This window comes from Cohnella zeiphila (assembly GCF_014212055.1).
GTDB classification, from domain to species: Bacteria; Bacillota; Bacilli; order Paenibacillales; family Paenibacillaceae; genus Cohnella; species Cohnella zeiphila.
This window is the reverse complement of sequence record NZ_JACJVO010000001.1, coordinates 134,878-161,117: the sequence shown is the minus strand read 5'-3', so window position 1 is coordinate 161,117 and position 26,240 is coordinate 134,878. Positions and strand designations below refer to the sequence as shown.

20 protein-coding genes are annotated in these 26,240 nt (G+C 61.6%); 8 read left to right on the top strand and 12 right to left on the bottom strand.

Features of this window, described 5'->3' with window-relative positions:
* Positions 1-88 precede the first annotated feature (88 nt).
* A complete protein-coding gene (locus H7C18_RS00710; protein ID WP_185127084.1) occupies positions 89-1,147 on the top strand; it encodes a YkvI family membrane protein in 1,059 nt (352 codons plus the stop codon).
* Here the strand turns inward: H7C18_RS00710 and H7C18_RS00705 are convergent.
* From H7C18_RS00705 to H7C18_RS00695, 3 genes are all read right to left on the bottom strand, one after another.
* Positions 1,074-4,547, bottom strand: a complete 3,474-nt coding sequence (locus H7C18_RS00705; RefSeq protein ID WP_185127083.1) for an AAA family ATPase — start codon at positions 4,545-4,547, stop codon at positions 1,074-1,076. The two genes, H7C18_RS00710 and H7C18_RS00705, sit on opposite strands and share 74 nt — an antisense overlap.
* 418 nt (positions 4,548-4,965) lie before the next feature.
* Entirely contained in the window at positions 4,966-6,246 is a 1,281-nt protein-coding gene (locus tag H7C18_RS00700) for a metallophosphoesterase family protein (RefSeq protein ID WP_185127082.1), read from the bottom strand.
* A complete protein-coding gene (locus tag H7C18_RS00695) occupies positions 6,246-7,409 on the bottom strand; it encodes a glycosyltransferase family 4 protein (protein WP_185127081.1) in 1,164 nt (387 codons plus the stop codon). Before H7C18_RS00695 ends, H7C18_RS00700 begins: the two co-directional genes overlap by 1 nt.
* A 92-nt stretch (positions 7,410-7,501) precedes the next feature.
* Here H7C18_RS00695 and H7C18_RS00690 point away from each other — a divergent pair, with 92 nt between their 5' ends.
* The 5 genes from H7C18_RS00690 (at position 7,502) to H7C18_RS00670 (ending at position 12,589) form a co-directional block, all read left to right on the top strand.
* The gene (locus H7C18_RS00690) at positions 7,502-8,665 is read left to right on the top strand and encodes a GGDEF domain-containing protein (RefSeq protein WP_185127080.1); all 1,164 of its coding nucleotides are present in this window, start codon (positions 7,502-7,504) and stop codon (positions 8,663-8,665) included.
* A 135-nt stretch (positions 8,666-8,800) separates the two neighbouring features.
* Positions 8,801-9,640 (top strand): MerR family transcriptional regulator, encoded by an 840-nt coding sequence (locus tag H7C18_RS00685; protein WP_185127079.1) that lies wholly within the window; start codon positions 8,801-8,803, stop codon positions 9,638-9,640.
* Positions 9,633-10,862 (top strand): MFS transporter, encoded by a 1,230-nt coding sequence (locus H7C18_RS00680; RefSeq protein ID WP_185127078.1) that lies wholly within the window; start codon positions 9,633-9,635, stop codon positions 10,860-10,862. The genes H7C18_RS00685 and H7C18_RS00680 overlap by 8 nt, the downstream gene beginning before the upstream one ends.
* Positions 10,863-10,941: 79 nt before the next feature.
* A complete protein-coding gene (locus tag H7C18_RS00675; RefSeq protein WP_337912625.1) occupies positions 10,942-12,330 on the top strand; it encodes an RsmB/NOP family class I SAM-dependent RNA methyltransferase in 1,389 nt (462 codons plus the stop codon).
* Between the two features lie 166 nt (positions 12,331-12,496).
* Positions 12,497-12,589, top strand: coding sequence for a sporulation protein YjcZ (locus H7C18_RS00670; RefSeq protein WP_185127076.1), 93 nt, complete (start codon positions 12,497-12,499; stop codon positions 12,587-12,589).
* Positions 12,590-12,702: 113 nt separating this feature from the next.
* Here H7C18_RS00670 and H7C18_RS00665 read toward each other — a convergent pair whose 3' ends face one another.
* The 4 genes from H7C18_RS00665 to H7C18_RS00650 all read right to left on the bottom strand — a co-directional run bounded on the left by H7C18_RS00665 (position 12,703) and on the right by H7C18_RS00650 (position 17,273).
* Entirely contained in the window at positions 12,703-13,554 is an 852-nt protein-coding gene (locus tag H7C18_RS00665) for a pseudouridine synthase (RefSeq protein ID WP_185127075.1), read from the bottom strand.
* Positions 13,555-13,575: 21 nt separating this feature from the next.
* Entirely contained in the window at positions 13,576-15,240 is a 1,665-nt protein-coding gene (locus H7C18_RS00660; protein WP_185127074.1) for an RsmB/NOP family class I SAM-dependent RNA methyltransferase, read from the bottom strand.
* A gap of 89 nt (positions 15,241-15,329) precedes the next feature.
* Positions 15,330-16,133, bottom strand: coding sequence for a GTP diphosphokinase (gene yjbM / locus H7C18_RS00655; protein ID WP_185127073.1), 804 nt, complete (start codon positions 16,131-16,133; stop codon positions 15,330-15,332).
* A 45-nt stretch (positions 16,134-16,178) separates the two neighbouring features.
* On the bottom strand, positions 16,179-17,273 hold the full coding sequence (locus H7C18_RS00650; RefSeq protein WP_238357375.1) for a quinone-dependent dihydroorotate dehydrogenase: 1,095 nt from the start codon (positions 17,271-17,273) through the stop codon (positions 16,179-16,181).
* 194 nt (positions 17,274-17,467) lie between these two features.
* On the opposite strand from H7C18_RS00650, the gene H7C18_RS00645 reads away from it, so the two are divergent.
* A complete protein-coding gene (locus tag H7C18_RS00645; protein WP_185127071.1) occupies positions 17,468-17,611 on the top strand; it encodes a hypothetical protein in 144 nt (47 codons plus the stop codon).
* Between the two features lie 7 nt (positions 17,612-17,618).
* Here the strand turns inward: H7C18_RS00645 and H7C18_RS00640 are convergent, their stop codons facing one another.
* The 5 genes from H7C18_RS00640 to H7C18_RS00620 form a co-directional block, all read right to left on the bottom strand.
* Positions 17,619-19,163: a L,D-transpeptidase gene (locus tag H7C18_RS00640; RefSeq protein ID WP_185127070.1), complete on the bottom strand. Its 1,545-nt coding sequence runs from the start codon at positions 19,161-19,163 to the stop codon at positions 17,619-17,621.
* A 355-nt stretch (positions 19,164-19,518) separates the two neighbouring features.
* Positions 19,519-20,433: a transposase gene (locus H7C18_RS00635; RefSeq protein WP_185127069.1), complete on the bottom strand. Its 915-nt coding sequence runs from the start codon at positions 20,431-20,433 to the stop codon at positions 19,519-19,521.
* 382 nt (positions 20,434-20,815) lie between these two features.
* Positions 20,816-22,690 carry a CHASE2 domain-containing protein gene (locus H7C18_RS00630; protein WP_185127068.1) on the bottom strand — a complete coding sequence of 625 codons (1,875 nt, stop codon included), beginning with the start codon at positions 22,688-22,690 and terminating at the stop codon, positions 20,816-20,818.
* A 175-nt stretch (positions 22,691-22,865) separates the two neighbouring features.
* A complete protein-coding gene (locus H7C18_RS00625) occupies positions 22,866-23,102 on the bottom strand; it encodes a ferredoxin (protein ID WP_185127067.1) in 237 nt (78 codons plus the stop codon).
* 127 nt (positions 23,103-23,229) lie between these two features.
* The gene (locus H7C18_RS00620; protein ID WP_185127066.1) at positions 23,230-24,516 is read right to left on the bottom strand and encodes a DNA polymerase IV; all 1,287 of its coding nucleotides are present in this window, start codon (positions 24,514-24,516) and stop codon (positions 23,230-23,232) included.
* 95 nt (positions 24,517-24,611) lie between these two features.
* Here H7C18_RS00620 and cimA point away from each other — a divergent pair, with 95 nt between their 5' ends.
* On the top strand, positions 24,612-26,219 hold the full coding sequence (gene cimA, locus H7C18_RS00615; protein WP_185127065.1) for a citramalate synthase: 1,608 nt from the start codon (positions 24,612-24,614) through the stop codon (positions 26,217-26,219).
* The last annotated feature ends 21 nt before the right edge of the window (positions 26,220-26,240 follow it).

Below are 26,240 nucleotides of genomic sequence, written 5' to 3'. Positions count from 1 at the left end.
CGAAGCCTCGCTTCCCATGTCATGCATGTCCGCCCGCGCTCATAAACTGGTAAGAGAACGCGGACAAACCGTCGGGAGGTTCCGTCATATGAGGTCTTGGGGTCGAAGCTTGCAAATCGCCTTTACGTTTATCGGAACCGTTGTCGGCGCGGGGTTCGCCACCGGACGGGAAGTGATGCAGTTTTTTACCCGGTTCGGCCACTGGGGCGCGCTGATGATCCTGACATCGACGCTCCTGTTCGTGTGGCTCGGAGCGAAAATGATGCTCCTCGCCGCCAATCTCGGGGCGAAATCTTACGAGGATTTGAACAAGCATCTGTTCGGAGAGAAGATGGGCGTCTGGGTCAGCCAGCTGATGCTGATCGTCCTGCTCGGCGTCAACGCCGTCATGCTGGCGGGCGCCGGATCGATCTTCTCCGAGCATCTGAACCTCAGCTATCAGACCGGCCTGCTCGTGACGATGCTTGCCTGCTTCCTGCTGCTGCGCAAAGGGATGAACGCGATCCTCAGCATCAACACGATCGTCGTTCCGATCATGCTGATTTTCACGGCCGTGCTCGTCGTCCACTCGCTGAACGGGCCCGGAGCGGACCGCTGGCTGACGCTGCGAACGGACTTGTCCCCTTGGGCCGCTTGGATGTCGCCTTTCCTGTACGCCGCCTTCAACCTGTCGATGTCGCAGGCGGTGCTCGTTCCGGTCGGCGCTTCGGTCAAAGACCCCGTCGTGCTCAAAAGAGGCGCCTGGCTCGGCGGCATCGGCATCGGCGTGATGCTGATGGCCGGCCACCTGACCTTGTCGACCCGCATGCCGGACGTGCGCCAGTTCGACATCCCGATGGGCGGCATCGCCCGGGAGGTCGGTCCTTGGATTCATTATATTTTCGTTTTTCTGATCTTCATGGAGATCTTCACGACGCTCGTGGCGGACATCTACGGGCTGACGCTTCAGCTTCAGGAGCGGTTCCGGGTGTCCCAGGCATGGCTGACGCTGCTCGTTCTCCTGTTTTGCTTCGTTGCCGGCCAGTTCGGCTTCGGCCCGCTCCTGTCCACCTTGTACCCGGTGTTCGGCATGCTCAGCCTCGGCTGGATGATGCTGATGGGAAAAGACCGGAAGCTTCCGCCGCGGCCCCCTTCCGTTCCATCCTGACCCGATTGGCCTGCGGAACCGAAGCGGCGATCGTGTCGGCCACATGCTCGTGGCATGTAAAAAGCACGATCTGGCGCTCCTTGGACAGCTCGCCGAGCACCCGGGCGGCCGAACGGAGCCGCGCGCCGTCGAAGTGCACGAACAGATCGTCCAGCAGCAGCGGCAGCGCGGTCTCGGGCGATGTCGCTCCCGCCAGCGCGAACCGGAGCGCGAGGAACATCTGCTCTCTCGTCCCCCGGCTCAGGAACGCGCTGTCCACCCACTGCCGGTCAGCCGTCTCCGCCAGCAAGGAAGCCGAGTCTCCCGGAGCGGCCATCCGGACGTACGCCTCTTCCGTCATCGCCGCGAAGTACCGCGAGGCCCGGCGAAGCACCTCCGGCTGGCGCTCCTCTTCGAACACCGCCTTCGTCCTCCGAATCAGCTCGGCGCAGATCGACCAGACCGCGTACCGATCCGCCAGCCGCTCCAGCTCGCTCTCGAGCTCCGTCAGCGAGACCGCGGCTTCGTCCGTCTCCGCTTCCCGGCGCAGCCGCTCCAGCTGCTCCGCCAGCCTGCCTCGCCGGTCGAGCCGCTCCGTGCGCCACGCCTCCTGCTCGCGCAGCTCGCCCTGCGCCTCCGCCAGAAGCGCCGCCAACGCGGCTTCGTCATGCCGCGCTAGCAAGCTTGTCAGCTCGGCGAGCGCGGACGCGTCGCGTCCGGCCGCGAGCCGCAGCTGCGCTTCGCGGCGCTCGCGCGCCAGCGCCCGGCGCCGCGCGTCCACCCGAAGCCGCCGTTCGTAGGCGGCTTCGTCCGGTTCGCCGGCGGCGTCCAGCGCGCCGGCGATCGCTTGCGCCGCCCGCGACGCGGCGGCGAGGGCGGCGTTTCGCGCGGCTTCCGCCTCGCGAAGCCGCGCATCCAGACGGCGGGCTTCGGCCGCCGTCTCGCGTTCGCGCCGGGCGCGAACGTGCAGCAGCTTCACGGCGAGCGCCGCGTCGCCGGAAGCTTCTGGCGGCGGCGGGAACGCCGCCAGGAGGTCCGCGGCGGCCGCTTCGAACGCCGCCGATGAAGCCGTGAGCTGCGCCGCGCGCACGGCAAGACGCCCGCGCTGCCGCAGCGTCTGCAGCGCCTGCTCGGCGAGCGGGAACAGCTCCGGCAGCAGCTCGGGGGCCAGACCGGCGGGCAGCTTGCGCTCCGCCAGCCAACCCTCCCACTGCCGCCGCAAACGCTCCGCCGCCTCCGCGGCCGCGCCGCGTTCCTCCTCCAGCCGCTCGCGTTCCCTGCGCCATTCGGCGCGAAGACGCTCTTGCTCATGCCTCGCCGCCCGTTCCCGTTCATGGCGGTCGAATTGTTCCGCCCGCGCATAGACGGCTTCGCGAAGCGCCTTCCAGCCCGCTTCCGCCGTCCGGTCCCCGGCAGCCGCGTCTTCCCGAAGCCGGACGATGAACGTCTCCGGATGCCGCAGCAGCCGGTGAAGCGCCGCTTCCAGCTTCCGTTCGCGCCGTGCCAGCTCGGCCGCAGCCTCGCTCGCCCGCTCTTCGGCCAGGGGGTCGTAGGCGGAAGGAACGGGTACGTCCGAACGGCGAGCGAACAGCCAGACGGCGGCGGCGAACAGCAGTGCCGCAGCCGCGTAGGCAGCTGCGGCAGCGTCTCCGCCTCCGGTTCCGCCCAGTGCGGCCAGCAAGGCCGACGCCGCCGCAAGACCCGCTGCCGCCAAGGCCCAAGCGCGCCGACGGTCCGGCGCCCGATCGCTCTTGCGCCGGCCGCCCGGCTTCATGCCGCTCGCGCGGCTCCCGCCGGCTTCGAGCCGATCCCGGGTTGCCGCCCGGCCCCTATCGGAGTTTCGTCCCCTCTGCCGCCAAGGCTCGTCCGGTCCCGCGTGCCGCTCTTCTTCTTGCGTCAAGCCGGCACCCGGCCATGCGCCTTCGCCGTTCGCCGCGCCCGCGTAAACGGCCGCCAGCCAGGCTCGTTCCCAGGACAGCCGCTCATCCTCCGTCTCCTGCCATGCTTGCAGCAGCGCCCTTTTGTCCGGAGGAACGAACTCCCCGAACAAGTATGCTGTATCAACAGCGTTCTCTCGTTCCTTCGAATTCCCGAATGTCCCTTCGTTCTCTTCGATCATTCTCCCCGGCGCCGCTGCCTCCCGCTCGCTCTCGGCCTGGACAGCCCGCTGACGTTCCATGCGGCGAATGTCCGCGTTCAGACGCTCCAATTCCCGCTGAAGCTCCGCCATGGCGCTTTGCATCGCTCTCGCCCTTTCCCGCTCGGACAGCGAGGCGAACGACTGAAGCTCGGCCTCCTCCCATCCGGGAGACAGCCGGCCTAGAAGCGCAGCGAGCGTTTCCTCCTGCAATCGAAGGTCTGCGGACAGCTCCGCCAGCTCCTCCCGCCTGGCGACCGCCGCTTCCCGCTGAGCTTCCAGCCGATCGACGTCGGCAAGCGCCTCAAGCAGCGGTTCGTCCCACCGAAGTCCGCTCCGCTCCTCCTGCAAACGAGAGAGTTCTTCCTCGGTCTGACGCAGCCGCTCCGCCGCCCGTTCGCGATCCGCCGCCAGCGCTTCCCAACGCGCCTGCGCTTCTTCTTCGACCGGCTCCGCTTCCGGGCGGCTCAAACGCGAGACCCACTCCGCTTCCTCGAGCTCGATCTCCCGAAGCCGAAGCCATGTCTGCCTGGCACCAACCGCCGCCTGAACGGAAGCGAGCCGTCTTCGGAGCTCCGGCAGACGAATGTCCGCTTCCTCCAGCTCCGTCTCGATCCGCGCCAGTTCCGCCGCCGTCTCATTGTACAGGTCCGCGTCGCGCCTGACTTCCCGCAGCTTGGCTTCGCGCTCGCGGACCGCGGTGAGCGCCCGGTTCAGATCAGGCTGCTCGCCTCGCGGTTTAAACAGCCGGTCCAGCTCCGCCGTGATGGTCCGGCCGGCCGAGGTCAGCGCCGCGCCGCCGGCCATTCCGGCATGGTACAAGTAGTTGCCTACCTCTTCCCCCTGCAGCGACCGTAACTCCTGCAGCTCGTCCAGCGTGACCGCGAACAGCTGCCGGAACAGCTTTTCCGACACGCCGCCGAGCAGCTTCCGCTCCAGCTCCGCCTGAGTCATCGGCCATTCATTTCCGTCCTCGTCCCGGACGACGACTCCTGCGCCTCCGCGTCGCGAGGGGAGGTCGGCGTAACGCTCAAACGCCCATTCGCGGCCGTCGTCCGCAAGCAGAACGATCCGGCCTCCGTGCCGGCCGCCGCGGACCGGTTCGCCGCGCTCCGCCGGCTGTCCCCGGTTCGCGAACCCGTACAGCATCGTCCGGACAAAACGAAGAAGCGTGCTTTTGCCCGCTTCATTCGGTCCGAACACGACCGTCAGCGGCGCGTCCAGCCGGCAGCTCTCGCCGCTTAGCGCTCCGAACCCGTCGATCCGCAGCTCCTTTATGTACATTTCAAGCACCGCCCTCCTCCGTCTCCGAAAGATCGCCTCTGCCGCGTTACGCCGATCGAGCCGTATCCCGATTTCGCGTTTGACTCGCTTCGTTCTCTCGCCAGTCCGATTCGCGTCCTTATTCGCGGCAATCCTGCCCCCGCCCCTCCTCCCTGTCCGAAGGGGATTTCGAAAGAAAGAAAAAACGAGGCTCCGCACCTTTCCTGACGGAACGGGATTTCGAAAGAAAGCGTAAAAACTAGGCTCCGCACTCTTCCTGACCGAACGGGATTTCGAAAGAAAGCAAAAAAAACAGGTGCCCCCGCCGTTTCCTTTCGGGACCCGTCAGGTCGCTCCGCCGACGATTCCATTCGAGCCTGCCGCATGTCCGGTCAGAATGCTTGCCAAAACTCTCATCGCCGACTCAAACCAGTCTGGCCTACCGCCCTTCCCGGCCGCCCAGCAGCCAAGACGCCAGTCCGGCGGCACGGCGGATCAGGTCTTCGCGCTGAGAGTCCGTCAGCCGCCCGTTCCATTCCCGCAGCTTCGGTTGGCGCAGCGCAGGTTCGATCGCTTCTTCCAGCAGTGCCCGCGCTCGTTCGGAATCGCCGGAAACTTCCAGCGCCAAACGCTGCAGCTCGGCCAGAAATCCGTCTTCGTCCGGCGAAATCGCCGCTGCCTCTTCCCGAGTACGGACGAGCAGGCTATCCGCCCAAACCCAATCGTCGGATTCATCGGGCGAGCCGCACCATTCCCGAAGCTCGGCCAACCATTCAACCGCGACGGCCTCCCGCTGCAAGCGGTCGTGCAGCGGTCCCTGCCCCTCCAGCCGGATGCGGAGCACAGCCGCGCGGCCGCCCGCTTCCGCCTTCGCTTCCTCGGCGGCCCCGACCAGGGCGTCCCGAAGCTGCTGCTCACGCTCCATTCCCTCGATCGACACCGTTCTCTCCGACCAGATCACGTCCGCCGTGTCGCGGAACGACAGTCCGATGCGCCCGTCCGCGGCGACTTCCACCAGATAGCCGCCCTTCGGGCCGGTCTCCCTTATGCTGCGGCCCTGAGCGTTGCCGGGGTAGACGACGTGAGGGTACTCGCGCACAATTCTCCGGTCGTGAACGTGGCCCAGCGCCCAATAATGGAAATCGCCGGACGCCAGTTCGGCCAGGCGGCAAGGCGCGTAATTGTCGTGACGGACGTCCCCGTCCACGTTCGCGTGCAGAACCGCAAGATGAAAAGGCGCGCCCGGGCGAATCCGAAAGCGCGCCGCCAAATTGTCGGTCACGTTCCCTTGAGGAAAGGAGATGCCGTATACATGGGCCGCGAGCCGTCCGTCGCGGCCATAGACGGGGGCGGCTTCGACTTCGGAAGAACCGAAGACGCGGACGTTGTCCGGCCAATCCAGCCGAGCCTGCCAGCCGTTCTCCGGATCGTGGTTGCCGTGGACGATAAAAACCGGGATGCCGTCTTCCCGAAGCTCCGCGAGCAGCCGCTGCATTCTCAGCTGCGCTCGCAGCGAACGATCCGCGGCGTCGTACAGGTCGCCGGACAAGACGACGAAGTCGACCTTCTCCTGCCTGGCCAGACGGACCAGACGGGCGAACGAGACGAACGTCGACTCTTTCAGGCGCTCCCGTACGGCAGGCGGAACGTTCGTCAGGCCGCGGAACGGACTGTCCAGATGAAGATCCGCCGCGTGCAAAAAAGTAAACGGAACGAACATCACGTCTCCGCCCGCGCCGGATCTCCTTCGAGCCCCGGCGGAACCGTCTCTGCGTACACTTTTTTCAACTCCGCGATCACTCGGCTTAACGAATAGGTCTTCTTCGCCTTGTTCCAAGCCGCCCGCGCCAGCTCGTAGCGGTATTGCGGATCGATGATCAGCTGCTCGAGCGCTTCCGCTAGCGCTTCGGGATTCTCCTCGGGAACGAGCAGCCCGTTGACCCCGTTCTCGATCTGCTCGGCGATGCCTCCGACATCGGTTCCGACAAGCGAGAGCAGGCAGAGCGCCGCCTCGGCGAATACCGAGCCGAAGGACTCCGCGCGGGAAGGCAGCACGAAGATATCGAAGAAAGGCATCAACTCTTCCGGGTGCAGCATGTAGCCGTAAAAAATCGTATCCTCATAAATGCCGAGCTGCTGCGACAACGCCTCGAGCTCCGAGCGGATGGGGCCGTCGCCGATAATATGAAGCACGAATTTGCGGCCCCGCCGCTGCAGCTCGGCGCAAGCCTTCAGCAGCAGGTCGATGCCTTTGGCCGGAACGAGGCGGCATACCGTCACGAGCTGGGCCACTTCGTTCTCATGGGAGATTGGCTTGAATCTTCTCTCGTCGTAACCGTTCGGAATGACCACGACACGCCCGGGATCGTTCAAATAGGCGCCCAAATAGACCGCGAAAGAAGCGGAAACGGTAAGGAGCCGATCCGTCTTGTGTTCCAGTTCTCCATATATGGAAGTCAAGAACCGGTGCTCCGGTCCGTCCTTCTTGATGCGTCCGTTCAGGATAAGCTCCCGTTCGAAGCTGGAATGCACGGTCATGACGACCGGCGTATCGGGATAAATCCGTTTCATCGCCAGCGCGGCGACCGGATGGTGGGCGTGAATCAGGTCGAACTTCCGGTCTTTGAGCCGAAGCTTCGTCCACCAGATATAATCTTTCAAAACTTGAAGATAACGATCGACAATCGGACGGCCCGCATACGGCCGCCAATCGAACGTCTCGAACGCCACTTCCTCCTGGCCCTTGTTGCGGATTCGCTTCGGAAGCGAGAATAACTCCGTTTCCCAACCGAGTCTGCGGAACCGTTCCCCGATGTAGGGCACCATGGAGGAGACGCCGCCCGGTTGTTCCGGGGGGAAAAACAGCGCCTGCAACATGTTCATGGCAAACCCCTCCTTTTGTTCTGCTTTCTCGGCTTAACAAGTTTATGATATATTAGAACATATGTTTCTGTAAAGGAATGCGGGGAGCTTCTATGGATTTCGCTGCCGTTTGGACGTTTGAGAGCGTGCGCCTTCCGGTTTTCTCTTCCGGCGTGATCGTGATTTTGCTAGGACTGATGCTCTTTATGGCTTATCGCCTGTACGCGCATAATCGCCGTTCCACTTACCGGAAGCTGATCGTCTCGGTCGGCGTCGCTTTTGCCTGCCAACTGTTCCGCTTGACGCTCGACTTGCGGCTCGTATCGCCGGCGCCGCTGCTGGACTTGCTGGCCGACGCGCTGCCGGCCGTCTCGTTCATTCTGCTGAATTTCGCGATGTTCGAGCTTTACCATCGGCGCAGGCCGCGAACGCGCGCCTGGTATTACGCGCTCCTTGGCGTCTGCGCCGCCCTGCTGGCGAGCGCCGTTTTCTCCGGCGGCCCGGCTCGCGATCTCTGGGACCCGGCATCGAAGCTGACTTCTCCGGTTCTCGACGGCTTCACGCTGGCGCTTCCGCCGCTCTTCGCGCTGATGTTCGCTCCGCATATCGGGCAGCGGACGCGCTACTCGCTGGCGCTTGCCGTCTCGTTCGCCGAGCAGCTCGCCAAGCTGATCGTCCGCTATGGGGATTCCTCCTCTCTATTTTATGTGTGGATCGAGACGCTATTGCCGATTGCGTTTTATATTTTGCTTTTTATGATCGTTTTCGAGCGCGTTGTCGAATTGCTGCAGTCCGCTTATCAATCTTCCATAACGGACGGGCTTACGAATTTGTACAATCGCCGCTTTTTCATGCGGCAGCTGGAACACGCCGTCCGCTCCGGCCTTCCGGTCGCCGCGATCTTCTGCGATATCGACAATTTCAAGAAGCTGAACGATACGCAAGGCCATCAGCAGGCCGACACTGTCCTGAAGCAGGTCGCGAACATCCTGATGGAAGAGACGGAAGGCATCGGACTGGCCGGCCGTTACGGAGGCGAGGAGCTTGTGGCGTTCATCACCGGCGCGAACGTCTCCCCTGGCGCCGTGGCGGAGCGGATTCGCGAGCGGATCGAAAAGGAGACGAGCGTCACCGCAAGCGTCGGGCACTGCCGGTCGGCGAACGGATTAACCGCGGATCGGCTGATGAAGCAAGCCGACGAAGCCATGTACCATTCCAAGAAATCCGGCAAAAACCGAGTGACCGACTACTCCGGCCTGCCCTCGGGCAGCCTGTAGGACATACATTCCCCCGAGAAGCCATCGCCGTCCGCGGCCCAACGGCTTCTTTTTTCACGGTAACCGTTGACTTTCCCTTCGTCTGGAAGGTGTATGGTAGTGACAGATCCGAATTACGGAAAGGAGCCGGATACCATGTTCAAAATCAGCGAATTTTCGCGCCTAAGCCAAGTCCCGGCCAAAACGCTTCGATTTTACGATCAGCTCGGTCTGCTCGTGCCCGCCCATATCGACCCGCAAACCGGGTATCGCTATTATAGGAGCGATCAGTTGCTGAGGCTGCACCGCATCATGGCGTTCAAGGATTTGGGAGTAACGCTCGAGCAAATGAAGAACTTGCTGGACGACGAGGTTCCCGCAGCGGAAATCCGCGGCATGCTGCGCCTGAAACAAGCGGAGACGCAAGAGCTCATCCGCGCGGAGACCGAGAGGCTGCGGCGCATCGAAGACCGGCTGGAGCAGATCGAGAGAGAAAGTTCGGAACCGCTGCGCGAGGTTCGGCTGAAGAAGACGCCTGCCCTGACCGTCGTCTCGACCCGCCTCTGGACGAGCCGAAACCGGATCCCCGAGCTATTTGACGAGCTCGACGAGCATTTGCGCGCCAGAGGACTGACCTTGCCGGCTCCTCATCTGGTCATCTGGCACGGCTGTCCGAAGTGCGAAGACCGCGTTGATTTGGAGATCGCCAGCCCGATCCCCGAGCGGTTGCCGGACACTTCCCGCTTCCGGACGAAGGTGCTGCGGGAACTGACTGTTGCTTCGGTCACCCATTTGAGCCGCCCGGATGCGGAGTCCCCCGTCAGCCTCGATCTTGGCTGCTGGATCGAGAAGCACGGCTACCGGATCAGCCCCGAGTCGCCCGGCCGCGAGCTGTACGTATCGCGTGAGAAAGGCAACGATTCGCTCTATGTGACCGAGAGCCAGATGCCGATCGTCGCGACGGATGCGGAAGGGGGCGATGATCTCCATGTCTGAGCGGAAAAGAACGGCCGTTCTGCTTCTGCTGACGCTGGTCGTCTTCGCGGTCGGCACTGCCGAACTGCTGCCGATGGGGATGCTGATTCCGATCGCCGGCGAGACCGGCGTCTCGCTCTCGGCGGCCGGATTGCTGGTCACGGGCTATGCGCTGGGCGTTGTTATCGGCGGTCCGTTGCTATCCGTCCTGACCGCGAAGTGGCCGCGCAAGCGGCTGATCGGCGCTTTTCTAAGCACCTTCGTTGTCGGCGGCGCGCTGTGCGCGTTCGCTCCGTCTTACGGCGTGTTGATGACAGGGCGGATCATAAGTTCGCTTGCTCACGGAACACTATTCGGAGTCATAGTCGTAGCTGCCAGGGACTTGGCTTCGCCCGGCCGGGAAGGCCGCAATATCGCCATGATCGGAACGGGACTGAACGTAGCCGTTATTCTGGGCGCTCCGCTGGGCACGCTGATCGGGCAAGCCTGGGGATGGAGGTCCCCATTCCTGATCGTGACGGCACTTTCGCTTGCGTCACTGCCGTTCCTGATTCGGCACGTCCCTTCTGCAAAACTTAAAGAAAGTACTTCTCTCCGCACGCAGCTGGCCGTCGTCGGTCGCCCTTCCTTTGTTCTTGTTCTCCTGACGACCGTGTTCGCCACCGCGGGCACTTTCGCCGCTTTTACGTATGTCGCTCCTTTGCTGGAAAAGGTAAGCGGCTTTTCCAGCGAATCGATCTCCGCGCTGCTGCTCGTTTTCGGCCTCGGCTCGACCATCGGCAATCTCTTCGGAGGCCGGCAGGCCGACCGCCGGCTGATGCCCGCGCTGTTCGGCGGACTCGCGTTGCTGCCTGCATCCATGGCGGCGTTTGCCCTTGCAGGACCCTACCCGGCAGCAGCCGTCGCCGCCTTGTTCATCTGGGGCGCAGCCGCCTACAGCATCATAGCGCCGCTTAATATGCTGGGGCTGCGGCAAGCAGGGAATGCGCAGGAGCTCGCCTCCACGCTGAATATTTGTGCATTCAATCTCGGCAACGCGCTTGGCTCGTTCGTCGGAGGATGGGTGTTGGACAGCCGGCTCGGGCTGACAGCGATCCCATGGGCGGCTTCTCTCGTCGCCGCAGTCGCGATCGGACTTGCCGTCTGGAATGTTAGATTGGCGCCGCGAGCCGACCGCATCTCCATGCCGCCCGCGTATCATCCGTCCGAAGGCGGGAGCTGCGTCAGAGAAAACGGCTGCTGAGGCATCGCCTCAGCCTTTGCCTCCGCCGCGGGGTCGTGTATACTGGAGATCGACTAACGAACGGAGAAGGAGATTTGCCGTGAACACCGCTCTACCCGCCGCTTTTGTCGAGCGAATTCGCCTCCAACTGGGAGGCGAAGCGAAGACATTCCTCGCCAGCTACGAGCATCCCCGCGCTTACGGGCTGCGGCTCAACCCCCTCAAGCTGAGCCCCGGCGATCCGCTGGCGGCGCGAATGGCCGGCGCGTTCGGGCTCAAGCCGGTTCCGTGGTGCAAAACCGGCTTTGCTTACGACGGACAAACCCGCCCGGGGCGGCACCCCTGGCATGCCGCCGGCCTTTACTACATTCAGGAACCGTCGGCGATGATCGCCGCCGAGCTGCTCGAGCCCCGCCCCGGCGAGCTCGTGCTTGATCTGGCGGCCGCGCCCGGCGGCAAAACGACGCAGATCGGCGGTCTGCTGGCCGGCCGCGGGCTGCTCGTGGCCAACGAGATCCATGCCGGCCGAGCGAAAATTTTGGCCGAGAACGTGGAAAGAATGGGCATCGCCAATGCGGTCGTAACGAATGCGACCCCGGACGAGCTCGCTTCGCGTTGGCCGGAAGCGTTCGACCGCGTTCTGCTGGACGCGCCCTGCTCCGGAGAGGGAATGTTCCGCAAGGATCCGGATGCCGTGAGCGAATGGAGCCCGGATTCGGTCGCGATATGCGCGCAGCGGCAGCGGGACATTCTGCCCAGCGCCGCCGCGCTGCTTCGGCCGGGCGGGCGGCTCGTTTACTCGACGTGCACGTTCAACCGCGAAGAGAACGAGGAAACGATCGCGTGGTTTCTGGATGCCTATCCGGCGTTCAAGCTTCTCCGGGAAGAGCGCATGTGGCCCCATCGGGGAAAAGGGGAGGGACATTACGCCGCGGTTCTGGAGAAAGAAGAACGCGAGAACGGCCGGTCGGACGAAGCCCGCGAACCGGGGAAGCGGGATCGCGGCGGCAAAGGCCGCCACGGCGGCGCGGCGCTCGAAGCGATGGAGCTTTACCGCGGCTTCGCGGCCGAAGCGCTGCCGGGCTTCGAGCTGCCGCCCGAAGGAGAGCCGCTTCTGTTCGGCGAGTCGCTGTACTGGCTTCCGCGCCCGGCGGGAAGTCCCTTAAGCGCGGCTTCCCTTGCGCGGCTGAAGCTTCCGCGCCCCGGGCTGCATCTCGGCGACGCGCGCAAAGGCCGCTTCGAGCCCGCGCACGCGCTGGCCATGGCGGCCGCCGGCACCATGGCTTCCCTCTGCCGCGAGGCGGGCGCGGACAGTCCGGAGACGGCCGCCTACTTGCGGGGCGAGAGCCTGCCCGCGCCTTATGGAATGGGCAAGGGCTGGGGCCTTGCCACAGTGGACGGCCGCCCGCTCGGCTGGTTCAAAGCCAGCGACGGCCAATGCAAAAACCGCCTCCCCAAAGGGCTGCGGCTGCAAGCTTCGATATCGTAAAGCGCTCCTGGGCCAAGGCCCAAATCGGAGCCGAACCGGGTAAGTGTCCAATCGGCAGTTCGCCTTCTTCATAGTATAAGTGTAGACCGAGTTCGGACGGCTACCCCGGAAAGGAAACGGCCCGATTCGGCAACCAACAGCACTTATTCATGAAGGAGGAGTTCGCATGTCCGGTGTTGTGGGCAGCTGCGGTCAACAAGCCGCTGCTTTCGTGCTGGTTCTGTTCATCCTGCTCGTCATTATTCTGAGAACAATCTAAAACGCATTTTCTCTCGAGAGCGGATCGCCAGCCGATTCGACGCTCCGCAATCCAGAGTACCGAGCCAAGCCGCCTTAGCCGCGGCTTGCTCTTTTTTTGCCGCGATCCGGGGTTCAATCGCCCTGCTTGCTCCGATATTCGCGCAGCGAGGCTACTTCCGCTTCCGTCAGCTCCCGCCATTCCCCCGGCGCCAAATCGGCGTCAAGCGGAAGCGGACCCATGGAGACGCGGCGCAAGTACAGCACTTCCTTGCCCACCGCTTCGAACATTCGTTTGACCTGATGATATTTTCCTTCCCGAATCGTCAGCTCGATCCAACTGAGCGTCATGGCGGCGGCGGCGGCCAGCTCGGCGCCGCGAAGAGCGGGAACGCTGGCGACCCGTGCCATCGCCTCCCGCATTTCCGGCTGCGCCGATTCCTGCCTGCCCTCCGCGACCGCGAGCGTTACGAGCTGGGCCGGAAGTGTCACGTAGCCGTCGTCCAGCCGAACCCCCGCCGCGAATTCGCGAACGTCCTCTTCGCCGACGGCGATCTCTCCGGCGACGAGGGCCCGATACGTCTTCGGCACGTGCTTGCGCGGAGACAGCAGCTCATGCGCCAGCTTGCCGTCGTTCGTCAGCAGCAGCAGCCCTTCGGTGTCCTTGTCCAGCCGCCCGACGGGGAACGGCGCGAAAGCGTTCGCTTCGTCGTCCAGCAGCTCCAGCACCGTCCGGTCGCGGTTGTCCTCCGTCGCGCTGACATACCCTGCCGGCTTATGCAGCATGACGTAAATATGCTCGCGGTACTGAACCCTCTCTCCGTCCAGCAGCACTTCGTCCCGCTCGGGATCGATCTGCAGGCCGGAATCCTTCGCCCGTTCGCCGTTAACCGTCACCGCTCCTTGGCGCACGAGGGCCTTCACTCCGCTTCTTGTACCGTAACCGAGATGCCCAAGCATTTTGTCGAGGCGGATTGTCTTTTTCATTGTCCTCTGCTCCTTCGTTTCTCACGCGCGGCGCCAGCCGGGCAGCAGCTCGTTCTTCAGCGTCGCGCCGTCCCACCGGCCCCAGCCGGCCGGGAAACCGTCGATGCAGACGAGCACCCAGCCGTTCCCGCCCGCCGGCCGCCCGTCCGGTCCGACAATCCCTTCCGGATCGGGCTGCAGCGTATCGCCTTTCCAATACTTCAGAGCCGCTTCCTCGCTACCGGAGAGCCGCAAGCTGAGCGCCGCATCTTCCATTCGCGTCCCCATCGCCAGCGCCTGCGAAGGCTCGAACCGGTGCTTCGTCGCTGCGCCTAGCAGCCAGCCCGGACGCACCGCGTTCAAGCCGTCCAAGGACGGCGCATCTTCCGGCAGCAGATACAGCCGTTCGCCCCGGGCGAGCAATCGCCCGACGGGGCGCCAGCCGGGCAGCGACTGCTTCGCGAAGGCAAGCAGCTTGTCCCGCAGTTCGCGGGCCGGGGGCGCAACCGGCTTCTTCTTCGGCTGCGCTTCGCCGCCGCGCTCGCTCTTCGGCTGCATGCCGACGCCCTTCCTGCTCTTCGGCAGCGTTTCCGAGCCTCGACCGCCCTTTGCCTTGCGGGCTGTTCCTTCGAGCGTCGCGTCATCATTCGCTGGCCCAAGAAGCAGCGGAAACGTCCAGCCAGGCTCGCCGCTCGCTCCTTCCTCCGCAGCCTGCCCCTTTTCGGACGAATCCTTTTCTTCCGCAGCCGGCTCCGCCCCCGCTTCGCCGCGCCGAACCAGTACCGCGGCGAAATGCCCTTCGCCCCGGCTGCGATGCGGCCAGACGCGAACCGCTCCCGTGAGCGTTGCGAGCCGTTCGGCATCGAGACCGGCCGTTTGCTCGGCGTTCAGCCAATCGGGCCGCCCCGGCCCGAACCCCCATTCCGCCGGCGTCCGGACCGGCTCCACGACGAAATCCGGGAACTCCGCCAGCAGCGCGGCGACGGTTCCCTCGTTCTCCAGCGGCGAGAACGTGCATGTCGAATAGACGAGCTTGCCCCCCGGCGCCACCATCCGCGCCGCCTGGCGGACGATGTCCCGCTGCATCGCCGCGCAGCGCTCGACCGAATGGCGCTCCCACTCGCGGACCATCGACTCGTCCTTGCGAAACATGCCTTCCCCGGAGCAGGGCGCATCCACCAGCACCCGGTCAAAAAAACCGCCGAACGTCACCGCCAGCCGTTCCGGCTCCTCGTTGGTCACGACCGTGCCGGCCGCTCCGGCCCGTTCGATGTTTTTGGCCAGCGCCTTCGTCCGTTCCGAAGCGTTGTCGTTCGTCACCAGCAAGCCGCGGCCCTGCAGCTTGGACAGCATCTGCGTCGATTTGCCGCCCGGCGCGGCGCACAGATCCAGAACCCGGTGACCCGGCCGGACATCCAGCAGCTCGACGGGAAGCATCGCGCTGGGCTCCTGAATATAGTAGAGGCCCAGATCGTAAGCAAGCTGCTTCCCCGGCCGATCGTCTTCGCCGGTATAAAATCCGCCTTCCGCCCAAGGAATCGGCTGCCCCGGTTCGCCGAACCGGGATACGAACGCCGGCGCACCCAGCTTTCGCCCGTTGATTCGCAGGCCGGTCGTTTTCGGCTGTCCGTAGCTCGCAAAGAACGCTTCCGCCTCCGAACCCAGCAGTTCCTTCATGGTCTCTTCAAAACGCGCCGGCAGCTTCATTGCCGTCGTCCTCCCGTATGGCAAGCCCTATCGCCCAAAAAAACCTGCCTAATCGCAGGTTTTTCGCAAGCCGATCGGCTTTGTATTCGTCAGTATGGGTTCCCTTTATCCGCGCGGACGAGCGCCTCCTGAATTTCCGCCGACAGTTCGGTCAGCCCCCACACATCCTCCTGCTCCCAAAGCTCGTTGAACTTCAGCTGGAATTGGGCCGCCTCGCGTACGCGCCGGAAGAAATACAGGCTCTGGATGTCGTTCAGCACCTTCCGCACGATGCCCGATTTGCCCTCGAACTCTTGCTGGGCGTCGACGATCTCCTGGCGTATGTTGGACATTTCCGTGTCGAGCAGAAAAGCCGCCTCCGCCGCCTTGAAAAGCCTTTCCTTGACATGCTCCGGAAGCTTCTCGCGATATTTGTAGTTCAGGGAGTGCTCAATCGTCGCCCAGAAATTCATCGCCAGCGTGCGGATCTGAATTTCCGCCAGTACCGGCATCGAGCCGATCGACGTTTGAATCGGGTATTCGACGATTATATGATAACTTCGGTAGCCGCTATCCTTGTAATGGGTGACGTAATCTTTCTCGTAGACGACGATCATGTCTTTTCGCATCCGGATGAGATCTGCCACGCGGCTTATGTCTTCGACGAACTGGCACATGATGCGAATGCCGGCGATATCCTCGATGCCCGTCTCGATTTTGTCCATCGGGACGGATAGACGCTTTGCCTTTTCCAGAATGCTGGAGATTCGCTTGACCCTTCCGGTAACGAATTCGATAGGCGCATATTCGTCGCGGGCCTTCAGTTCGGTGCGCAGCCCTTTGAACTTGACCTTCAGTTCCTCCACCGCTTGCTGGTAAGGCAGCAAAAACTTGTTCCAATCTCTACCGTCCATCCGGGATGCTCCTTTCTGCCGCGTCCGAACGATCCAAATTGCTTGTTATTGCCGATGATCCGCCCCGATCGCATCCGTCAGCCGATCGAAGCCGTCCTGCCGCAGCAGCTTGCGCAGCCCGTTCGCGATTTCTCCGACAACCCCCGGACCTTTATAGATAAGGGAAGTATACACCTCGACGAGGCTCGCCCCCGCCTTGATCTTGTCGTAAGCGTCCTGCGCGGTGAAAATGCCACCCGATCCGATTATCGGCAGCTTGCCCTCCGTCATCCGGTACAGCGAGCGAACGATCTCCGTCGATCTGCGCGTCAGCGGCCGGCCGCTTAAGCCGCCGGTCTCTGCCGCGTTCGCATGCGTCAGCCCTTCCCGGCCGAGCGTCGTATTCGTCGCGATGATGCCGGACATGCCGCTGGATCGGATCGCTTCCGCCATATAACCGAGCTGCTCTTCGTCGTTATCCGGAGCGATCTTCACCAGAATCGGCTTCGGCGCTCCTCCGTGTTTTTTCGCCTGAATCCGCATCTCGCCGGATACCGCGTCCAGAAGCGACTTGAGCTCGTCGCCATGCTGCAGCTTGCGCAGATCGGGCGTATTCGGCGAACTGATATTGACCACGAAAAAATCCCCGTGCGCATAAAGCTTCCTTAGGCATTCCCGGTAATCGTCCGCAGCCCGTTCGTTCGGCGTCAGCTTGTTTTTGCCGATATTGACGGCTATCGGAATCGGCCGGCGGCCGAGCTTTTTCAGACGGACGGCCATGGCGTCCGCGCCTTCGTTATTGAAGCCCATCCGGTTGATGAGCGCTTCGTCCGGCGGCAGCCGGAACAGGCGGGGCTTGTCGTTGCCCGGCTGGCCCAGGGGCGTCACCGTCCCCACTTCCATGAAGCTTAGGCCGATGCGCGAAAAACCGGCCACCGCCTTCGCGTTTTTATCCAGCCCGGCTGCCAGTCCGACCGGATGCGCGAAGCGGAGGCCGAATAAATCGACCTCGAGTTCGCGGCCTGCATGGACGCCCCATATTCCCCGCAGCAGCGAAGCGGCTCCAGGGATTCGCGCCGCCGTCCCCATTCCGTCCACCACCAAGTGGTGCGCCGCTTCGGGATCCATTTTGAAAAAAATCGGTTTGACCCACTTATACATCCGACCGACTGACATCCTTTCCGCTCATTGGCAAGCAAAAACCTTTCCGCGTATCAGTTTAGCCTTTTCTTAAGGAAAAGAAAAGGGAACAACACCCTGAATAAGAGAAATGATCGTCTGGCTTTTTGTCAGGCAACCGTTTACAATAGGGGCATACATCATCACTTTTTATCGAAAAAGAAAGGTTGATTCCCGTGAGTTCAGCCAAAAAGAAACGTCCCGCCCTTCCCCATGCCAAGCAAAAAGAACAAGTGAACAAACGGGCGCTCGTCTGGACCGGAGTCGCGTTCGCCGTTATCGTCATCGTCGTCGGCACGCTGCTGGTTTTGAACATCTAAAGCGAGCTTATCGCAACCAATGATACTGCTTTTGAGGGTTTGTCTCGTCCTGCTCGGGCGTTAACCGGAAACGTTCCTCCGGCGTCCGCAGCTCGCGGGGCAAACCCTCTTTCACGATGCGGACCGGAGTGCCCAACGAGACGAGGTCGTACAGCTCTTCCAAGTCCTCCTTGGCCATCCGCACGCAGCCATGGGATTCGTCCTTCCCTAGGCTGTCCGGCTCGTCCGTGCCGTGAATGGCGTACAGCGTATCCGACAGCGTCATGCCTCTGCTGCCGAACTCGCCGTCCGACCGGCCGTTCGGATTGCGGACCTTCTCCGTAATGACGAACGATCCTTCCGGCGTCCGGTCGCCCCCCAGCCCGACCTCGTAATTGCGCAGCAGAACGCTGCCGCTGACGACCGCCAGCCGATGGTTGCTCTTGTCGATGATCACTTCCAGCGGCTTCTCCGCAAGCGGCTGCAAAGATCCGGCCGGCTTGCCGAGTCCCGCTTCCTCGCCGCTCTCCTCCGGCCAAGCGGCCGCATCCGGCAGAATGCCGTCCACCTTCGTCAGCTCCGCGCGAATCTCTTCGAACCAAGGCGTCATCTCTTCCGACCATCCGGCCATTTCGTTATTCGGGTACGCGGCTGCCAGCTGATCCGAGGAAGCCGGCCACTTGCCCGTGCGCTCGCGATACCGCTCGATCGCGGAACGCAGCACCAGCTTCGCCTCTTGCAGCGGCTTCCACGCCGCCACCTTCCGGCGCGCGGCTCCCGGGTCCTGCCCGCCCTGGCATGGACACCAGCCGGCGTCGAACCATGAGACCGCAGCCGTGGCCTGCCCGTTCTGCGCCGCTGTTATAGAAGCCAGCGGCTTGCCGCCGCGCAGCCAATCCGTCCACTTCCCGTCCAGAGTAGGCGTCTGGACGAGCAAAGAAGCCGCCGGGGCCGCCGTCTCCGTCAGCAGCCGGCCCAATGCCGCCGGGCCGTCCTTGTTCGGATCGGCCGCCCCGGCGACATAAGCCAACCGCGCCGCCGATGTCGGCGCGTTGGCCTTGCCCGGCGCTGCGCCCGGCTTCGCGGCGGGCGTCACGCCGGAGCCGGCGGCGGCGGTTGCATCGGCCGGCGCCGCACTTGATCCGGCGGCGGGTGCCCCGGCCGCCGTCCCCCCTTCGCCCTGCGGCGCCGCACTCGGCTCCGCAGGGCCAGGCGCTTGCGCTTGCCCGCCGGGCAGCAGCAGCCCGAGGGCAAGCGCAAGCAGTGCCGCGGCGGCTCCCGCCCAACGGCGGGCCCGCCTTCTGCCCGGCCGGGCGGCAGTCCCGCCCGGACCCGCCAACACCGGGCTTGTACGGGATTCGAACGCCTCGTACACCGGCCCCGCTTGGGCGAAGCAATAGTTCGCCTTGCCGTGCTCTCCCCTCGCCGCATACTGCTTGCCCAGCAGATACCATGCCATCTGATTGTTTTCATGCTTCAGCAAATAGTCTTTCATCGGAAGCGCGTCGTGCACTTCCGGCACATTCTCGTAAAACTGCCTGATCTGCTCTTCCAACGAATCGTCCTGGCTCATTCGGAATCTCCTTCCGGGGGTTCCTTTTCTTACACTTGGTATATCGGCTCCCCTCGTTCGGAACGTAAGCACAACGTTCGGGCCTAAAAATTCCCCTTTCCGCTCTTACTTTCGAAATCCCGCTCGCTCAGGTTAACGCCCACAGGGAGCATTCCGGAATTTCGTCTTCTCGCGCTCATCCTCTTAAACATCTGTCTGTGAAGGCATTTGGGTCCGGCAGGTTAGGAATATCCTTCTTTATACTCTTTTCTTTCGAAATCCCTGTCGCTCAGGAAACAAATCGACCCGTTTCTACCTTTAAAAAACGATGCCCCATAGGCAGGGAAAACAACGAACCGATGGTTCTTGAAACTTATCAGCCAACCGCCCTGGACTCCGTTGAACGCGATCGCCGGCCGGAACGAACTGAAAGCCGCCGCGTCAATACCGGGTACGTGATGGTCCGCGTCGCCGCGCACCATCCCAGCAGATCGCCGAACCGTGACGTTTTCCGCCGATTCCAGTCATAGCAATAGTGGTTGAGATACACCTGGAAATGCTTCGGACCGATCCCCCGGAACAGCTCCGCCAGCCATTTTTCCACCTCTCTTCCGATTTTCAGCAGCGCGTGATGGCGTTCTCTGCTATATTGACGGACGAAATTCACACTCATTCTCGCTTCCGTCGCGACATGCTCCAAGATAAACGATCCAGGCTTTGGCGCCTCCAACCGATGCTTCAGCAAGCTCTTGTCCTGCTTCTTGATCTTCACGTTCTCCGGTTCCCCGTTCTCCCCGTCCGTGGCCCCGATCAGAACGGATTGCTCCTGTTGATGCCACTTCATATTCGATGAAACCCGGTGATAGATGCAAGCGTCGGTCAGCCGAACCGCGCCGGTGAGCAACGCGTCGGCATCCGCCCCGCTCATCGCATGGCGCAGCTTGTGGCAGATGAGCCACGCGGTTTTATAGGTAACATGGATCTCTTTGGACAATTGAAGGGCGTTGATGCTCCCGGGGCGGGAATGCAGCCAGATCGCCTGAAACCACAGATGCAGCGGCGTCCGCGTCCCTTGGAAAACAGTGCCGACAATCAGCGACGTTTGCTTGGAGCAGCGGGAACACTCATAAAGAGGAAGTCTGCGCGTGGCGATCGGATACGCATGATCGTGGCCGCAGCTCGGGCAGCGGAAGCCGTTCGGCCATTTGGCCTCATACAGAACGCGAATGCACGCTTCTTCGTCCTGCAACAGGGCGCGCACCTTTTCAAAGGAATCGAACGCTTCGGACATCCTCAATCACCTCAAACGCGAATGTACGTTCCCTTTTTGATTATACCAAACATATGTTCCCAATTGCAACCAAAACTTTTCCAACCGTTTCCTGATCGAAGGGGATTTCGGAGAGTTAAGCAAATGTGCGAAAGCAGCCTGATTAACGGGGATTTCGACGGAAGGAGAACAAGTAATACGAAAGAGCCGGCTCCTGAGCGACGGGGATTTCGAAGAAAAGGGGAAGAACGGAACCTACTCATCGATGGACCTGAGCGAAGGGGATTTCGAAGTTAAGGATAAAAAACAGAACATCGAGCGCTTACCGGCCGGAGAGAATGTTTGAAAAAAGGCGCCTGGCCCTGACCGGAACGAATTCCGGTGACAAAGCCAGACGCTTAGGTTAGGAAGTCGCTTTCTGTTTAACGGATTCCGAAACCGAGGAGTTCCGGAGGCCGGTCACCTCGTAGACGCGGATGGCTTGGGACTTTCCTTTGAACATTTTCTCGCCGGCGTCCTCGAATTGAAAATGTTCCTTCGTCCTTTCATAGACGGCTTCGGAGACCATGATCTGGCCCGGCTTGGTCGAAGATTCGATCCGGGCCGCGATGTTGACGTTGTCGCCGATCGCCGTATAATCGACGCGCAGATAGGAGCCGATGTTGCCGACGACGACGTTGCCGGTGTTGATGCCGATGCCGACGTTGACCTCGCAGCCGTATTTGTCGCGAATTTGCTCGCGGATGGCGTTCATTCCTTGCTGAATCTCGTAAGCGGTCTTGACCGCAAGCCGTTCGTGCTCCGGCACGTCCAGCGGGGCGTTGAACAGGATCATGGCGGCATCGCCGATGAACTTGTCGATCGTTCCTCGATTCGCGAGCGTCGTCTCGGTGATCATGTTGAACATTGTATTGAGCGTATCGACAAGTTCGGGCGGCGTCAGCTTCTCGGACAATGGAGTAAAACCCCGGATGTCGAGGAAGAGCACCGTTATCAGCTTGGAGTTGCCGCCGAGTTCGATGTCCATATCTTTGGAGACAATCTCTTTGACCAGGTCCGGCGAGATATACCGTCCGAACTGGCGGGTGACGAAGCTCTTCTGCGAGCTCTCGAGGTACGATTTCAACGAGACATTGACGAGGTACGCGAGGAACATTGCCAGCAGCGTATCGACGATGCTCACATGGATCTTCGATGTCTCGAACAGCTGAAGCTGGCCGTACAGGATTCCCGCTGCAACGGCGAGAAAGATCAAGATCGAGTAAACGTTCTTGAGCCGCCACGGCAAGAAAACGAACAACGCAAACAGCAACAGCCCGAACGCGACGACGATCCAGTCGTCGACGTAGGACACTTTGGCTCCGTTCAGCAGCTGGTTGATGATGTTGGCGTGAACGTAAACAAGACTCATATGCTTATCGATCGGGGTCGCCCCGTTGTCCTGGCCAGTCTCATCGGACAAACCTGCCGCCGTAAAGCCGACGAGCACGACGGCATCCTTGCAATAGCTCGGATCGATATCGCCATTCAAAACGCTGCTGAACGATACCGGCGTATAATCCATGTCCTCCGCCGTGAATTGGTAATCGATCGTGATCGTATTCTTGGCCGCCGCCCGATCGTCGAACGTTCTGGCCGGATCCGTCATGCGATCGTACCTGCTCAGATAGGCCCCTGCCATCTGGGCGGCTTTGTAAGCCAGAGAAGGGATGACCGCTCCGTCCGGGCCCTGGATCTTGAGCCAGGTCTGGCGTATGACCGCATCCGGACTGATCACCCGGTTGATATGGGCCAGTTGGGCATTCTCCGCGAGCTCCGGAATCGGGCGATCGATCCGGCCGACCTGCAAGTATCGATCCGGCGACACGGTCGTGACGTTGTCGAAGTCCCCTTCGGTTACGCCGACGACGGGCAGGATGACGTTGGGGTATTGGGAAAGCGCGTCCGCGAACGCCGCGTCGCTGTCCGGGTCGGAGGCATCGCTAAACATGACGTCGAAGGCGATCGCTTTCGGCTCGTTGCCCGGTTGATTGAGCGCGTCCAAAAACGGCGCGTAAACCGACCGGTCCCACGGAAAACGTCCGAGCTCCTGGAGCGACTCGTCGTCGATCGTCACGACCACGATGTGCCCGGACTTGTGAAGCGCCGTTTGTTTCATTCCATAATCGAAAAGCATGTTGTCAAGCCGCTTCAGCCATTGTTCCTGGTAAACGAAAAAGACCGCGATCAGAATCAGCGCATTCAGAACGATCGCGATCCGCTTGATTTTCCCCCGCAACGAAACCCCACCCTACCCATCATCATGGAAATCTTCTCCATTATATCGCAAGTCCCGGGCAGAAAGGATGATATTCTTGTCAAAAAAAGCCGAAACAACGCAAAAACAGTCCTTTTCCAAGGTCATATGGACCCGAAAAGGACTGTCCGATCGCCAGTGGGCGTACTATAAAAAATTATTCGCTAAATGGAGTATCCGCGACTTTGATGGAATCGGTCGGGCATCCGTCGCAGGCATCCTGCAGGTCGTCGTACAAGTCTTCCGGAATCTCCGTGACGCCGCGGTTCGCGTCGCCGTTGTAAATCACTTCGGCGATCCCTTCGTCGTCGTAGTCGTAAATATCGGGCGCAGTGGCGCCGCAAGCACCGCACGCGATGCACGTATCTTTATCAACATAAGTAAATTTGGCCATTCGCTCACCTTCTTCCTTCATAATTGCCAGAGGCCTTCTGCAAAACAGGACATTCTGTTGTCCAATATAATATAAATCGGTAAGGAGATCAAACGAAAATACAGAACGAACCCATGCGCCCGTTCGCTTATTCTTTCTCTTCTTCCCCCGGTTGCTTCATCCGCAGAAAATCGGTCTGCAGCGAGGTCCCGCGGATCTTGGTGTTCCGAATCAGCGACGAAGGATCGTCGGTGAGCATACCGGCTGTGAGTACCGCGCTCTCCCCGTACTTGTCCCGCAGCCGATCCATCACTTTGTTCAACTCTTCCTTGCGCGGAGACTGCTCATAGCTGAACAAATCCAGCTGGATCGGCGTTTCCCGCTTCGGCGCCAAGCTCTGAAGCGTAATGCCGAGCAGCCGAACGGGCTGCCCTTCCGGCCAATGCCGGTCCATCAGGCGGCACGCTTCCCGGTACACGTCGTCCGGCGAATCGACCGGCGTGTCCAACGTAACCGAACGGCTGATCGTCTTCATGTCCGGATCGCGGATCGTAATTTGAACCGTGGCGCTCACCATGCCGTGGCGGCGCAGCCGGCGGGACGTCTGGTCGGCAAGGTTGAGCAGAACGGCCCGGTATTGCTCGCGGCTTGTCAGATCGGCCGGCAGCGTCGTCGTATGCCCGATCGATTTGGCGGCCTCATGTATCGGCTGAACCGGGGCGTCGTCGATGCCGTGCGCCGCTCGCTTCATCCACTCGCCATATACGCCAAACCGCTCGATCAACCATTGTTCCTCGCAGGCGGCAAGCTGCCCGATCGTCCGGACGTTCAGCCTCCATAGTTTGTCCGCCGTCTTTTTCCCAATGCCAAACAACGTCTGGCAAGGCTTATCCCAGAACAGCTTCGGAAATTCCCGGCGGCGAAGCACGTTGATCGCATCCGGCTTGCGCATGTCCGAAGCCATCTTCGCAAGCAGCTTGTTCGGGGCGACGCCGATCGAACAAGGCAGCGACAGTTCCTCCCGGACGCGCCTGCGGATCGTCTCGGCAATTTCGAGCGGCGTGCCGAACTGTCCGCTGCCGGTAATATCCAAGTAACATTCGTCGATCGACACCGTCTCGACGAGCGGCGTATAATTGCCCGCTATGCGCAGAAATCCGCGCGAATACCGGCGATATAAGTCGAAATTCGGCGTGATCACGGTCAGCTCCGGACATGCCTTCAGCGCCTGGCGCACGGTCATCCCGGTTCGAACCCCTCGCGCCCGGGCTTCGTAAGAGCTGGTGACGACCACGCCTTTGCGCAGCTCGACGCTTCCGGCCACTGCGGTCGGCTTGCCCTTGTACAACTCCGGTTCCTCGGCTGCATGTACCGAACAATAGAACGCGTTCATGTCGATATGAAGAATGAACCTGGCTTTCGTTTTTTCCGCCATGAGCGGATCCCCCGTTTCCCCCGGCCTTTCTTCATTCCATTATATATGATGTGCTATAATAGTAACACTTGTTAGTAAGGAGGCAGCCCGGTTACATGACGACGATCAACTTATTCGATACGACGCTTCGGGACGGAACGCAAGGGGAAGGCATCAGCTTGACCGCGGAGGACAAGCTGAAGATCGCCCTGAAGCTCGATGCCCTGGGCGTTCATTATATTGAAGGCGGCAATCCAGGCAGCAACAGCAAAGACATCGAGTTTTTCCGCCGGGCCAGAGAATTGAATTTGAGCGCCAAGCTAACGGCGTTCGGCAGTACCCGCAGGAAGAACAGCGTCTGCGAGCAAGACGCCAATCTTCGCCATCTGATCGAATCCGGCGCCCGCGCGGCGACTTTGGTCGGCAAAACGTGGGATTTCCACGTTCATACCGCCCTGCAAACGACGCTGGAAGAAAACCTGGCGATGATCGGCGAATCGCTCGCCTTCGTCAAGCGCCACGGCATGGAAGCGATTTTCGACGCCGAGCATTTCTTCGACGGCTACAAGGCGAACCCGGAATATGCCGTCGCCGCGCTGCTTAAGGCTAAAGAAGCCGGCGCCGACTGGATCGTCCTCTGCGACACGAACGGCGGCACGCTGCCGAACGAGATCGGCGAGATCGTCTCCGAGGTAGCCTTGAAAGTTCAAGCGAATATCGGCATTCACGCCCATAACGATTCGGAGCTTGCCGTCGCCAATACGCTGGCCGCGGTAGCCGCGGGGGCTAAACAGGTGCAAGGCACTATCAACGGGTACGGGGAGCGGTGCGGCAATGCCAATCTGGTCTCCATTCTTCCCAATCTTCAACTGAAGATGGGTTACGAATGCGTGAGCGCGGAACAACTGGCCATGCTAACGAGCGTCGCGCGGTATGTCGGCGAAATTGCGAACGTGCATTTGCCGGTCAACCAGCCGTATGTCGGCAACGCCGCATTCGCGCACAAGGGCGGCATTCACGTCTCCGCCATTCTGAAGGATTCCAAAACATACGAGCATATCGCTCCCGAGCTCGTCGGCAACAAGCAGCGCGTTCTCGTCTCGGAGCTTGCCGGCCAGAGCAACATCGTCTCGAAGGCGCAAGAGCTCGGACTGGACTTGGGGGCAAACGCCAATTCCCGCGTCGTGATCGACCGGATCAAGGAGCTGGAGCATCAGGGATACCAGTTCGAGGGAGCGGACGCTTCATTGGAGCTGCTTCTGCGCGATGCTAGCGGCGACACGGTTGAGATGTTCGCGGTCGAATCGTTCAAGATCATGTGCGAAAAATCGACCGCCGGCATGCTGTCCGAAGCGATCGTGCGCATCCGGGTGGAAGACCGGCTGGTGTACACCGTCGCCGAAGGGAACGGTCCCGTCAACGCACTAGACAACGCGCTGCGCAAAGCGCTCGTGCAATTTTACCCGGGCATCGCCGATATTCATCTGTCCGATTATAAAGTGCGCGTGCTGGACGAGAAAGACGCGACGGCGGCCAAAGTCCGCGTGCTGATCGAGTCCTCGAACTTCAAGGACACGTGGAGCACCGTCGGCGTCTCGTCGAACGTCATCGAAGCGAGCTGGGAAGCGCTGGTCGACAGTATCCGTTACGCGCTGCTCGGAATGGCTCGCAGCGAGCTTTCGCCCGACGCATCGACCGACTCCGTCGGTCTCGTCAACCACTGACTCCCGCAACGAAAGAACCTC